Raw genomic sequence first — 13,337 nt, 5'->3', positions numbered from 1 at the left:
TAAAGAAGGTGCATTCATGAAGATTATCGTTCAAAAATTTGGGGGAACTTCTCTAAAAGAAGAAACAGGGCGTCTTGAAGCCGTTCGTCATATTCAAAAAGCTGTGGCTGAAGGGTATAAAGTAGTTTGCGTCGTTTCTGCTATGGGAAGGTTTGGCGATCCGTACGCAACTGATACATTGCTGAGCCTTTTAGGTGAAAAGAATAAAATATCAAACCGGGAACAGGATCTTCTTTTATCTTGCGGAGAAATTATTTCTTCGGTCGTATTTTCAGGTCTGCTTAATGCTTCTGGATTACCAGCAGCTGCTCTGACAGGTCCTCAAGCCGGATTCAGAACAAATGACGATTTTTCAAACGCAAGAATTATAGATATGAAATGCGAGCGTATTAAATCAGAGCTTGAAAATCACTCAGTAGTAGTTGTTGCCGGTTTTCAAGGCCAGTCTAAAAGCGGGGATATAGCTACACTTGGACGAGGCGGCAGCGATACGAGCGCATCTGCCCTTGGAGCCGCACTTCAGGCAGAGTTTATTGACATCTTTACAGATGTAGAAGGGGTAATGACTGCTGATCCAAGACTTGTAAAAGATGCACGGCCTCTCTCAGTGGTGACATATGCAGAGATCTGCAATATGGCTTATCAAGGTGCTAAAGTCATTCATCCGAGAGCGGTTGAGATTGCGATGCAGGCCAAAATTCCGCTTCGAATCCGTTCTACGTATTCAGACCTTCCTGGAACACTTGTAACTTCTTCATTAAAAGGACCAGCAGGTAAAGACGTACAAGAGTCTATCATTACAGGGATCGCACATGTATCAAACATTACACAGATTAAAGTGTATGCTAATGACGGCCAATATGACCTGCAGACAAAAGTTTTTAAGGCGATGGCACAAGAACAGATTTCTGTCGATTTTATTAACATCTCTCCTAAAGGTGTTGTTTACACGATCATGGAAGATAAGACAGATCAAGCATTGGCAAAATTAAAAGAAATAGGATATGAACCTGAAGTGACAAGGAACTGTGCAAAAGTTTCAGCAGTAGGTGCCGGTATCGCAGGCACCCCAGGCGTAACAGCTGCAATTGTGGAATCACTTTCAAGCAGAAATATTCAGATTCTGCAGTCCGCAGACTCCCATACTACCATCTGGGTATTAGTAAGAAAAGAAGATTTAATTGAATCAGTTAATGCTCTTCATACCACGTTTCGCTTAAATGAAGAAGGGATTTCTACCAACTTGCAAGAAATTGTACAGCAGCAGTTTAATGAGTATTGAGGAGTGAACGAAATGAATTTTGGAAGTATTAGTACCGCGATGGTCACACCTTTTGACAGTAAAGGAAATGTTGATTTTTCCAAAACAACAAAACTTATAAACCATCTGATCAATAATGGAACGGAGAGCTTAGTAGTATCAGGTACTACAGGTGAGTCACCTACTTTGACAACTGAAGAAAAAATAGCACTGTTCAAACATGTTGTTAAAGTAGTTGATGGAAAAGTTCCGGTTATTGCTGGTACAGGGAGCAACAATACAAAGGCGTCAATTGATCTTTCGAAAAAAGCTGAAGAAATTGGCGTCGATGCCCTCTTGATCGTAACACCTTATTACAATAAGCCCAGCCAGGAAGGAATCATCGCCCATTATAAAGCTATAGCAGAGGCAGTCAGACTGCCTATCATGGCTTATAATGTACCGGGCAGAACCATTGTTTCCACGTCAGTAGACACGGTTGTTCGATTATCTGAAATACCTAACATTGTCGCTTTAAAAGATGCAGGCGGCAACTTAGATACGATGAGTGAAATCATTGAAAAAACGCCTGATGACTTTTTGCTGTACAGCGGAGATGACGGGTTAACACTTCCATCTCTTGCGGTCGGGAGTGCAGGGATCGTATCAGTAGCTTCACATGTAATAGGAAATGAAATGCAAGCTATGATCCAAGCCTTTCATAATGGGGAGAACAAAGAAGCGGCACGTCTTCACCGAAAACTTCTTCCTGTTATGAATGAGTTGTTTAAAGCGCCAAGTCCGGCTCCTGTAAAGACAGCTTTACAATTAAAGGGACTTGATGTTGGCGGGGTCAGACTTCCTTTATTGCCCCTAAATCAAGCTGAAAGATCAGCACTTTCTGCATGTTTAAGTGAAATATAAAGAAGCAAACCGGGTTTCCGGTTTGTTTTTTTTACTAAAAAAGAGTTTAACTTTATCACTCATAGATCAACGATGAAGATCAGGAATAAAGTATAAGCACAACTAAGGCTGACGGATATGGGCTTTTCGACAGCCGCGTTTTCTTTATTTTTATTTGTCATTCGCTCAGTCTTGTTTTGTATTCCTCTGATACGGTATAATGTTTGTAAGTGACGTGATCGGGATTATTTTTTTACATACAACTTAGGAGGAATATACACATTGTCAAAACAAAATAGAGATAAAATAAAGGTTTTTGCCCTGGGCGGAGTAGGTGAGATCGGCAAAAACATGTATGTAGTGGATACGGGTGAAGAAATTTTTGTTATGGACTCCGGTCTAATGTTCCCGAAAGAGGAAATGCTCGGAATTGATATTGTCATACCGGATGTGACTTACTTAAAGGAGAACCTTGAACGTGTAACAGGAATTTTTCTGACCCATGCCCATGAAGATCATATCGGCGGACTTCCTTATGTTTTAAGACAAGTCCCGGTACCTGTCTATGGCACTCGACTAACTTTAGGGCTTGTTGAAGCAAAATTAAAAGAAGCAGGATTATTGCGTTCAACCGAACTGAATTTAATAGAAACAAACCAGAAATTATCATTTAACAGCGCAAAAGTGAGCTTTTTTCATGTTAACCACAGTATTCCAGATGCAGTAGGTATTGCAATTCACACGTCACAGGGAATCATTGCAAATACTGGTGATTTTAAAATTGATCACACTCCTATTGATGGGCAGCACACGGAATTCGGAAAGATTTCAGCTCTTGCGGAAGAAGGGGTGCTTTGTCTGCTTTCAGACAGTACCAACGCAGAACGGCCAGGCTCAACGGGTCCAGAAGCACAAGTAGGCCATGAGATTCTGGATGTGTTTCAAGTGGCAAAAGGCCGAATCATAATTGCTTCCTTTGCATCAAATGTACACCGGGTACAGCAAGTAATGAATGCAGCGGCGAAAACAAACAGAAAAGTAGCCGTGAACGGAAGAAGCATGGTGAAAGTTGTAGACATCGCTTCTCAGCTTGGGTACTTGAATATTGAAAAAGATCTGCTGATTTCAATCGATCAAGCAAACGATTACAGTGATGACAGAGTTGTTATTCTAACTACAGGAAGCCAGGGTGAGTCTATGGCTGCTCTGTCCAGAATGGCTCAAAAATCTCATAAACAGATTGCATTGCGTCCTTCAGATACAGTTGTCATTGCCGCTACCCCGATACCTGGCAATGAGACTTCGGTTGCGAAAATGGTCGACAAGCTGATGAGAACGGGTGCAGATGTGATCTTTGGACAGAAAAAAGTCCATGTTTCAGGTCATGGAAGTGCAGAAGAGCTTAAGTTTATGCTGAGTATGATGAAACCGAAATACTTTATCCCTGTTCATGGTGAGTATAAAATGCAAAAAGCCCATCAAAAACTAGCTGTAGAAGTTGGGGTAGAAAAGGATAACATCTTTATCATTGATAAAGGTGAGGTTGTGGAGTTTGCGAATGGACAGGCACAAAAGACAGGGAAAGTTCCGTCAGGGAATGTTCTGGTCGATGGTCTCGGAGTGGGTGACATTGGAAATATCGTTCTGCGCGACCGCAAATTGCTGTCACAAGACGGGATATTAGTTGTAGTTGTAACGATAAGCAAGGATTCTCACCAGTTGATTTCAGGACCGGAAATTATCTCCCGTGGATTTGTTTATGTCCGTGAAAGTGAAGCCTTACTTCAGGAAGCGAATACAAAAGTGCGTGAAGTACTCGAAAAGTGCATGAACGAAAACATGAAAGAATGGTCAAGCTTAAAATCAAATGTAAGAGATACTTTAAGTCAGTATCTTTTTGAGAAAACAAAAAGAAGACCAATGATCATGCCGATTATTATGGAAATTTAACCCGCTCCTGCAGCGGGTTTTTTTTATTTTCTCTCATACGTTTGGAAATAACGCCCATACTAAGAAGAACTAACAGAGAAGGGGTAGAAACTATGGACCAAACACCTGAAACAGAAACACCGAATCCGGATGCTCCGGCTCCTAAGAAAACAGATGATAACAGCTCTGGACTGATTCAAAAGATCCAGTCATTAGGACAAACAAACGTACCGACGATGGAAGGTTCGAGCATCCATTGTTTAACGATCGTAGGGCAGATTGAGGGACATATGCAGCTGCCTCCGAATAACAAAGCAACGAAGTATGAGCATTTAATTCCGCAGCTCGTTGCGATCGAACAAAATCATAAGATTGAAGGATTGCTGGTTATTTTGAATACAGTGGGCGGAGATGTGGAAGCGGGTCTTGCCATATCAGAAATGATCGCTTCCTTGTCAAAACCAAGTGTTTCCCTAGTATTAGGGGGCGGACATTCTATCGGCGTTCCAATCGCTGTAAGCGCAAAGTATTCATTTATCGTTCCAACTGCCACGATGACCATACATCCTGTAAGACTGACTGGACTTGTTATTGGAGTACCGCAAACCTTTGAATATCTGGATAAAATGCAAGAAAGGGTTATTTCGTTTGTAACAAGCCATTCGGAAATCAGTGAGGAACGCTTTAAAGAGCTTATGTTTTCTAAAGGGAATCTAACGAGAGATATCGGAACAAATGTGATAGGTACGGATGCCGTTAAGGATGGCCTTATAAATGAAGTGGGGGGTCTTGGGCAGGCTATAAAAAAACTGAACGAATTAATCGACGAACATAAAAATATTGAAAGCAATGGTATAAAGCAATGATATGGTATACCATGCAGCCTTACGAATTGATGTTTCCACAAGAAGGAAACGAAACAACTTTGCAGAATGTAATACTTTACAATGATGTTCCAGTTCTTGTGGAGCGTGTTGGAGATGAAACAAGAATCGTTCAGATCATGAGTACAGACCCTTCTCATTATTTATTAGAAGACTGTCAGCCAGGAATGACGCTGCGTAACTTTTAATTAGTCATCTAAAGAATTATGCTATACTAAATTTGAGCAGCCTTTCTTTTGCAGGGCTGCTTTTCTTTCCTTTTTTTGCATACATACATAAAAGAAAAATCAGCATGGTTGTGAGGTGAATCCAGTGGCAAAAAACAAAAAAAAGAAAGCTAAAAATAACGGCAGATGGAAAGAACAATTAACATATGAGATTGCAGGGCTTTCTTTATTGGCGCTTGCTTCTTTAGGTCTTGCCAAAATGGGGAATGTCGGTATGGCATTCGTCCATCTATTACGTTTTTTTAGCGGCGAATGGTACGGGATATTATTGCTTGCTTGTATACTTTTATCGTTTTACCTAATATGGAAACGAAGCTGGCCGGTTTTAATTTCAAAAAGATTATCCGGGATTTATATCCTGTTTTTTTCGTTTCTCGTATTAAGTCATTTAACGCTTTTTGAACATTTAACAAATGGGGGAGACTGGAAGGATGCATCTGTAATAAGAAATACTTGGGACCTGTATTGGCTGCAGCTGCAGGGCTCAACATCCACAGATGATCTAGGCGGCGGAATCATAGGTTCTATTGGTTTTGCACTATTTTATTTCTTATTTGGAGCTGGCGGTACTAAACTTGTTATCTTCTTTTTAATTATTGGAAGTCTGCTTCTAATAACAGGGAAATCATTATCTGTTGTTGTCCAGAAAATAGTTTCGGGGACAAACGAAACAACGGCAAGATTAAAAGAGTATCTTCTGGAAAAGAAAAATGCAATGGCTGCAGAACGTTCCAAGAAATCAAATGAAAAAAAGAAATTAAAGCCGCCTTCTGAGGATATTGATGATGAAGAAGAGACTGAAGAGATCATCATAGCAGAGGAACCGGTAATCGAGGATTTTACAAAACGTGTTCATCATACAGAGAGTGGTGTCCAATTAAAATTCGGTTCACAAAGCTTCAATGATGCCGATGAAGCTGCGAAAAAACAAAACACAGAAAAAGCAGAAAGTGGTCCGGCCGCGTCACCTCTTCCTGCAAACTTTGGTGATGAGGTTATTCAGAATGAACATTATCAGCTTCCATCCATGAAGCACCTGCGAACTCCCAAAAACAGCGGGCAGCATAAGGAAAAGCAGTATGCTGCGAGTAAAAGCAATGCTAAAAAACTTGAAAAAACATTTGAGAGTTTTGGTGTTAAAGCAAAGGTTCTAAAGGTTCACTTAGGACCTGCTGTTACAAAATACGAAGTTTATCCGGATGTTGGGGTGAAAGTAAGCAAAATCGTGAATTTAACAGATGACTTGGCATTGGCGCTTGCTGCGAAGGATATTAGGATTGAAGCACCCATACCAGGAAAATCGGCAGTTGGAATTGAAGTGCCAAATGGTGAGATCTCAATGGTTACTTTACGGGAAGTGCTGGAGGCTCCTCAGTTTTCGGGACAGAAGTCACCGCTTTCAATCGGGCTTGGAAGAGATATTTCGGGTGAGCCTATTATTGCGGATCTGGCCAAGATGCCTCACCTACTTGTAGCAGGTGCAACTGGCAGCGGTAAAAGCGTATGTGTTAACGGCATAATAACAAGTATTCTTATGCGGGCTAAACCACACGAAGTAAAAATGATGATGATCGATCCTAAAATGGTCGAGCTAAATATGTACAACGGGATTCCTCACCTGTTAGCCCCTGTTGTTACAGAGCCTAAAAAAGCTGCTCAAGCCCTTAAAAGAGTGGTTTCAGAGATGGAAAGAAGATATGAATTATTCTCTCATAGCGGTACACGTAATATTGAAGGCTACAATGAATCGATTAGAAAGCAGAATGGAAAGAGTGACGCAAAACAGCCATTTTTACCTTACATTGTTGTTATTGTAGATGAGCTTGCTGATTTGATGATGGTTGCATCAGGCGATGTGGAAGATGCTATCACACGTCTAGCTCAAATGGCACGTGCTGCAGGCATCCATCTGATCATCGCTACACAAAGACCGTCAGTGGATGTTATTACAGGAGTAATTAAAGCCAATATTCCTTCGAGGATTGCCTTCAGTGTATCTTCACAAACAGATTCAAGAACGATTCTGGATATGGGTGGTGCTGAAAAACTGCTGGGCAGAGGAGACATGCTTTTCTTCCCTTCAGGTGCATCAAAGCCTGTACGTGTGCAGGGAGCTTTTCTTTCAGATGAGGAAGTTGAAACGATTGTTGACCATTGTGTAAGTCAGCAAAAAGCTCAGTATCAAAAGGAAATGATTCCTACAGAAGAAGCTGAACCTGCTGTTATGGAATCAGAGGATGATCTGTTTTCTGATGCAGTTAAACTTGTTGTCGATATGCAGACGGCGTCGGTCTCGATGCTGCAAAGAAGGTTCAGGATTGGATACTCCAGAGCGGCAAGATTGATTGACACGATGGAGTCAAAAGGAATCGTAGGACCTTATGAAGGATCAAAACCGCGAGAAGTTCTGATATCTGCAATGCCTGAAGAAAAAGAAGCTTCAAGTTCATAAAAAAACGGGCTTTTATTGCCCGTTTTTTTATATGAAATTTCCCAACCTTTTGAAAAAATGGAAAATAAAAATAACACCCATTAAAAATTTGTAAAAATAGTATTTATTTATAGAATTAAAAATGGTATATTAATGTCGATTCTACTGATAATTTGTCATACGTCGAACAACTAGTTAAGGTGGTTTTATAAAATGACTATAAAAGTTGACCATCGCTTGTTATATATAAAAGTGATTGAAAAGTTAAAAAAAGATATTGAAGAAGGAATCTATAAAGAGGGAGAAAAACTACCTTCCGAATTTGAACTTTCTAAACAGCTTGGCATTAGCCGTGCGACATTGCGTGAAGCACTTCGTATTTTAGAAGATGAAAACGTCCTCATCCGTAAACACGGTGTAGGCACATTCGTAAGAACACGCGCTCTATTTTCCTCAGGTATTGAAGAACTGTACAGTGTGACCGATATGATAGAAAGAGGCGGAAAGAAAGCTGGCACAATTTTTCTTTCATCGCAAACTACAGATGTAACAGAAGAACTTCTTAATAAATTTAATAATTCTCTGCCAGACGGTCTTATGATGATGGAACGTGTCCGAACGGCAGATGCAGAACCGGTAGTTTTCTGTAAGGACCATATGCCTGCACATTTGTTTCCGGCAAAGGGACTTCACGACTATGAATCATTTTTAGAAATGCTGGAAAAAGAAACGGGTAGACGCGTTATGTATGCGGTTACAAATATTGAGCCCATCGGCTATCATGAGAGAATTTCTGAAATTCTGGAGAGTGACGAAGGAGTGCCGCTGCTGATTTTAAAACAGATGCACTATGATCAATACGATGAACCAGTACTCTACTCTTGCAATTACTTTAGATCAGATAAATTTCTCTTTTCGGTATTAAGAAAGCGTTTTTAATCTAAGTTTTTTTAGGGGGTGATCGGTACATTATTGCAGCTGGGTACAGTCATAAAAAATGAAAACATTTTTAGGGGGAGAATGACTTGAAAAAGAAATTAGGATTAGTGGTAACTGCAATGTTGACTGCCGGTACTATTCTAGCAGGATGCGGAAATTCTGATGATGGGAAATCATCAGGCGGAGATGCTAAAAAAGATTTTAAAGTAGCTATGGTAACAGATACTGGCGGAGTAGATGATAAATCATTCAACCAGTCAGCTTGGGAAGGGTTAACGAAATTCGGAAAAGATAACAGCTTAGAAGAAGGCAAAGGCTACAAGTATTTGCAATCTACAGCTCAAAGTGATTATAAGCCAAACTTAAACTCTTTAATCCGTCAAAAGTATGATCTTGTATTCGGAATCGGTTTCTTGATGGGAACAGATGTAGAAACAGTTGCAAAGCAGCAGCCTGATGCAAAGCTTGCAATCGTTGACATGGTAGTTAAAGGTGACAACGTAGCAAACATCACTTTCTCAGAGCATGAAGGATCTTTCTTAGTTGGATTAATTGCAGGTATGCAGACAACATCTAATAAAGTAGGTTTTGTGGGCGGAGTAAACAGTGAGCTTATTAAAAAGTTTGAAAACGGATTTAAAGCTGGTGTTAAAACAGCAAATCCTGATGCTGAAATTTTAGTTCAATACGCAGAAGACTTCAACAAAGCTGAAAAAGGTCAGCAGATTGCAAACACGTTCTATGAGCAAGGCGCTGACATCATCTATCATGCAGCTGGCGGAACTGGAATGGGTGTGTTCACAGAAGCGAAAAACCGTAAAAAGAACGGTGAAGATGTTTGGGTAATCGGTGTTGACCGTGACCAGCACGAAGAAGGTATGCCAGAGAACGTAACACTTACTTCAATGGTTAAACGCGTAGACCAAGCGGTTTATGAAGTTTCTGAGCAAACAGCAGCAGGCAAATTCCCAGGTGGAAAAATTGTAGAATTCGGTCTTAAACAAGATGGAGTAGGAATTGCTCCAACTCAGGAAAACGTTAAAGAAGATGCGCTTAAATCAGTTGAAGATTTCAAGAAAAAGATCATCGCTGGCGAAGTGAAAGTTCCTAAGACAGATGCTGAGTTCGAAGAGTTCGTAAAAAACTTAAAGTAAACTCTATCAAACTATCTAAATAACTGGCCAGGACTTGGCATTAGCCAAGTCCTTCCTTATGTACAAAAAAGGGGGGACAGCAAAAAATGGAATATGTAATTGAAATGCGGAATATCCGTAAAGAATTTCCTGGTATCGTAGCAAATGACGATATCACACTTCAAGTGAAAAAAGGTGAAATACATGCCCTTCTTGGAGAAAACGGAGCGGGAAAATCAACGTTAATGAATGTTTTGTTCGGTCTTTATGAGCCTGAGCAAGGTGAAATTTATGTTAAAGGTAATAAAGTGGTGAACAATGATCCGAATATTGCAAATTCGCTTGGTATTGGGATGGTTCATCAGCACTTTATGCTCGTTGATAAATTTACGGTTACAGAGAATATTATTCTTGGAAAAGAGCCTGTCAAAGGCGGAAAAGTAGATTTGCAAACGGCTGCAAAAGAAGTTAAAGCACTTTCCGACCAATATGGACTTCGTGTTGATCCATTTGCAAAGATTGAAGACATATCAGTAGGAATGCAGCAGCGTGTAGAGATATTAAAGACGCTTTACAGAGGAGCGGACATTTTAATCTTTGATGAACCAACTGCAGTGTTAACTCCTCAGGAAATTTTGGAACTTATTCAGATCATGAGGAAATTAGTCAGTGAAGGCAAATCAATCATTCTTATCACACATAAGCTGAAAGAAATTATGGAAGTGTGTGACCGATGTACGGTTATTAGAAGAGGAAGAAGCGTTGGTACAGTTGATGTAAAAGATTCTAATCCTGATTCACTTGCAGCGATGATGGTAGGACGTGAAGTTAATTTTACAGTCGTTAAAGGCGTTTCAGAACCAAAAGAACCTGTATTAACAATAAAAGATCTTGTTGTATTAGACAGCCGGAAAGTTGCTGCTGTAAACGGATTGAACCTGACCGTTAAAGCAGGTGAAATAGTTGGAATAGCAGGGGTTGACGGCAACGGACAGTCAGAGCTGCTCGAAGCGATCACCGGACTTCGCAAGGCGAATGAAGGTACGATCCAGTTAAGAGATAAAGATATTACAAATAAAACACCTAGAAGCGTTACAGCAAGCGGACTTGCACATATACCGCAAGACCGTCATAAGCATGGCCTTGTTTTAGACTTTTCAGTTGGAGAGAACATGGTTCTTCAAACTTATTATCAAAAGCCATACTCTAAAAACGGAATTCTGAAATTTTCGCCAATATTTGAAAAAGCTAATAAGCTGATCTCAGAGTATGATGTACGTACACCTGATGCTTATACACCTGCCCGGGCATTATCAGGCGGTAATCAGCAAAAAGCCATCATCGCACGGGAAGTAGACCGTGATCCGGACTTTCTTATTGCTGCACAGCCTACACGAGGTCTGGATGTTGGTGCCATTGAATTTATCCATTCAAAGCTTATTGAGCAGAGGGATAAAGGAAAAGCCGTATTGCTAGTATCGTTCGAACTAGATGAAATCATCAATGTAAGTGATAGAATAGCGGTCATGTATGAAGGCAAGATCGTCGCCGTTGTCGATCCGAAGGAAACAACCGAACAAGAGCTAGGTTTATTGATGGCTGGCGGAAAGAGGGGTACTGTAAATGCAGAATAAAAATAATAAGATGAAGCTCCTTGTGCCTCTTGTTTCTGTATTCTTCGGCTTGTTAATTGGCGGAATCATCATGCTTGTCAGTGGGTATAGACCGATTGAAGCTTATGCCGCTTTATTCGAGGGAATGGTTGGCGGCCCGTACTATATCGGTGAAACAGTCAGACAAATGTCACCTCTTATTCTTTCTGGTCTGGCAGTTGCTTTCGCATTCCGTACAGGATTATTCAATATCGGTGTTGAGGGCCAGCTTTTAGTAGGTTGGCTTGCGGCCGTATATGTTGGTGTTTTCGTAGATGCACCAGCTATTGTTCACATTCCGCTCGCAATATTGGCAGCAGGAGTTGCTGGAGCATTATGGGGAGCAGTACCTGGTATTTTAAAAGCCAGATTTAAAGTTCATGAGGTAATTACAACAATCATGATGAACTATATTGCCCTTTACAGCACAAATGAAATTATTCGTAACTACATGCTAGCTCCAGGTGAACGTACTGAGAATGTTAAAGAGACAGCCTCACTTGCTTCACCATTTTTGCAAAGCATTACCGAATATTCAACATTGCATTACGGAATTATAGTTGCATTAATTGCAGCTGTGATCATGTGGTTCCTGCTTTGGAGAACGACAATGGGCTATGAGCTCCGTGCAGTAGGATTCAACCAGCATGCTTCTCAGTATGCAGGTATCAATGTATCAAAAAATATCGTGTTATCAATGGCCATTTCTGGTGCTTTCGCTGGAATTGCTGGCAGCATGGAAGGTCTTGGTACTTATCAGTATATGACGATTAACGCGGCATTTACTGGTGTAGGTTTTGACGGAATCGCAGTAGCTCTTTTAGGAGCAAACAGTGCAATCGGAGTAGTATTAGCTGCTGCATTATTTGGAGGATTAAAGATCGGTGCATTAAACATGCAGTCTATAGCGGGTGTTCCAACTGAACTAGTTGGAGTCGTTATCGCCCTCATCATCTTCTTTGTTGCATGCAGTTATATCGTTCACTGGCTGATGAACCGTGTGAGCAAAGGGGGTAAAATCTAATGAGCTTTATGGATATTCTAGCATTGATTGTCCCTGCTGCTATTGTTTCGGCAGCTCCGCTGATTTTTACTGCTTTGGGCGGTGTGTTCAGTGAGCGTTCAGGTGTAGTAAATATCGGTTTAGAAGGTTTGATGCTGTTTGGTGCTTTTACAGGAGCTGTAACAATCTATTACGGTGAACAGCTCGGATTAGGCGGCGCGTCCCCTTGGGTTAGTTTTCTTGTGGCAATGATTGTAGGAGCTATGCTTGCTTCTATTCATGCACTGGCAAGTATTACGCTAAAAGCCGATCAAGTCGTATCTGGTGTAGCCTTAAACTTTTTGGCAGCAGGACTTGCCATCTTTTTAACTAAGAAAATTTTTAATGCGGGACAAACTCCTGTAATTTCTCAAAGAATCTCGAAGAGTGATATTCCTTTCTTATCTGATATTCCATTATTAGGTAAACTGTTCTTCTCCAATGCTTACCTGACGTCATATGTAGCCGTATTTGTAGCTGTTATAGTCTGGTATGTATTGTACAAAACACCTTTTGGACTGCGTCTTCGTTCTGTTGGTGAGCATCCAATGGCTGCTGATACAATGGGAATAAACGTGCCAAAAATCCGTTATATCGGGGTGTTATTAAGCGGAGCACTTGCAGGTCTTGGGGGAGCAGTATATGTTGCTTCGATCTCAGGAAACTTCACGCATTCTACGATTACAGGACAAGGCTTTATGGCTCTTGCAGCCATGATTTTCGGAAAGTGGCATCCGCTTGGTGCTTTAGGAGCTGCTTTGTTCTTTGGATTAGCGCAAGCGATCAGTATTTCTGGTTCACACATTCCTTTTTTACAGGATATCCCGAAGGTATTTTTATTGATTGCACCTTATGTACTGACTATATTGGCTTTAGCTGGGCTGGTAGGACGTGCAGATGCACCGAAGGCACTAGGAACTCCATACGAAAAAGGAAAAAGATAAACGCTCTAAAAGT

Annotated in this window: 11 protein-coding genes; all 11 read left to right on the top strand. The window is 40.8% G+C overall.

Annotation, left to right across the window (positions count from 1 at the left end; genetic code table 11):
* The first annotated feature begins 16 nt into the window (after positions 1–16).
* Positions 17–1,282, top strand: coding sequence for an aspartate kinase (gene dapG / locus M3196_RS10640; protein WP_251322265.1), 1,266 nt, complete (start codon positions 17–19; stop codon positions 1,280–1,282).
* A gap of 12 nt (positions 1,283–1,294) precedes the next feature.
* Positions 1,295–2,164: a 4-hydroxy-tetrahydrodipicolinate synthase gene (gene dapA, locus M3196_RS10635; protein ID WP_251322263.1), complete on the top strand. Its 870-nt coding sequence runs from the start codon at positions 1,295–1,297 to the stop codon at positions 2,162–2,164.
* 261 nt (positions 2,165–2,425) lie between these two features.
* Positions 2,426–4,093, top strand: a complete 1,668-nt coding sequence (locus tag M3196_RS10630; protein ID WP_251322261.1) for a ribonuclease J — start codon at positions 2,426–2,428, stop codon at positions 4,091–4,093.
* Positions 4,094–4,185: 92 nt separating this feature from the next.
* The gene (locus M3196_RS10625) at positions 4,186–4,938 is read left to right on the top strand and encodes a ClpP family protease (RefSeq protein ID WP_251322260.1); all 753 of its coding nucleotides are present in this window, start codon (positions 4,186–4,188) and stop codon (positions 4,936–4,938) included.
* Entirely contained in the window at positions 4,935–5,144 is a 210-nt protein-coding gene (locus M3196_RS10620) for a YlzJ-like family protein (protein ID WP_251322259.1), read from the top strand. Before M3196_RS10625 ends, M3196_RS10620 begins: the two co-directional genes overlap by 4 nt.
* A 124-nt stretch (positions 5,145–5,268) precedes the next feature.
* Complete coding sequence (locus tag M3196_RS10615; RefSeq protein WP_251322258.1) at positions 5,269–7,635, top strand: DNA translocase FtsK; 2,367 nt, start codon at positions 5,269–5,271, stop codon at positions 7,633–7,635.
* A 192-nt stretch (positions 7,636–7,827) separates the two neighbouring features.
* Entirely contained in the window at positions 7,828–8,553 is a 726-nt protein-coding gene (locus M3196_RS10610) for a GntR family transcriptional regulator (protein WP_251322256.1), read from the top strand.
* 86 nt (positions 8,554–8,639) lie between these two features.
* Positions 8,640–9,707 carry a BMP family lipoprotein gene (locus M3196_RS10605; protein ID WP_251322255.1) on the top strand — a complete coding sequence of 356 codons (1,068 nt, stop codon included), beginning with the start codon at positions 8,640–8,642 and terminating at the stop codon, positions 9,705–9,707.
* 86 nt (positions 9,708–9,793) lie between these two features.
* Entirely contained in the window at positions 9,794–11,320 is a 1,527-nt protein-coding gene (locus tag M3196_RS10600) for an ABC transporter ATP-binding protein (protein WP_251322254.1), read from the top strand.
* Complete coding sequence (locus tag M3196_RS10595) at positions 11,310–12,362, top strand: ABC transporter permease (protein WP_251322253.1); 1,053 nt, start codon at positions 11,310–11,312, stop codon at positions 12,360–12,362. The genes M3196_RS10600 and M3196_RS10595 overlap by 11 nt, the downstream gene beginning before the upstream one ends.
* Positions 12,362–13,324, top strand: a complete 963-nt coding sequence (locus M3196_RS10590) for an ABC transporter permease (protein ID WP_251322252.1) — start codon at positions 12,362–12,364, stop codon at positions 13,322–13,324. Before M3196_RS10595 ends, M3196_RS10590 begins: the two co-directional genes overlap by 1 nt.
* Positions 13,325–13,337: the final 13 nt, after the last annotated feature.

It is taken from the genome of Fictibacillus nanhaiensis (genome assembly GCF_023715445.1).
Taxonomy (GTDB): domain Bacteria; phylum Bacillota; class Bacilli; order Bacillales; family Fictibacillaceae; genus Fictibacillus; species Fictibacillus nanhaiensis_D.
Note: the sequence above shows the minus strand (reverse complement) of the source record. Positions and strands in the feature narration are given on the sequence as shown.

Coding starts and splice junctions, on each gene's coding strand:
- M3196_RS10590 (WP_251322252.1), top strand. CDS start 12,362: ATGAGCTTTATGGATATTCTAGCATTGATTGTCCCTGCTGCTATTGTT.
- M3196_RS10610 (WP_251322256.1), top strand. CDS start 7,828: ATGACTATAAAAGTTGACCATCGCTTGTTATATATAAAAGTGATTGAA.
- M3196_RS10600 (WP_251322254.1), top strand. CDS start 9,794: ATGGAATATGTAATTGAAATGCGGAATATCCGTAAAGAATTTCCTGGT.
- M3196_RS10625 (WP_251322260.1), top strand. CDS start 4,186: ATGGACCAAACACCTGAAACAGAAACACCGAATCCGGATGCTCCGGCT.
- dapA (WP_251322263.1), top strand. CDS start 1,295: ATGAATTTTGGAAGTATTAGTACCGCGATGGTCACACCTTTTGACAGT.
- M3196_RS10620 (WP_251322259.1), top strand. CDS start 4,935: ATGATATGGTATACCATGCAGCCTTACGAATTGATGTTTCCACAAGAA.
- M3196_RS10595 (WP_251322253.1), top strand. CDS start 11,310: ATGCAGAATAAAAATAATAAGATGAAGCTCCTTGTGCCTCTTGTTTCT.
- dapG (WP_251322265.1), top strand. CDS start 17: ATGAAGATTATCGTTCAAAAATTTGGGGGAACTTCTCTAAAAGAAGAA.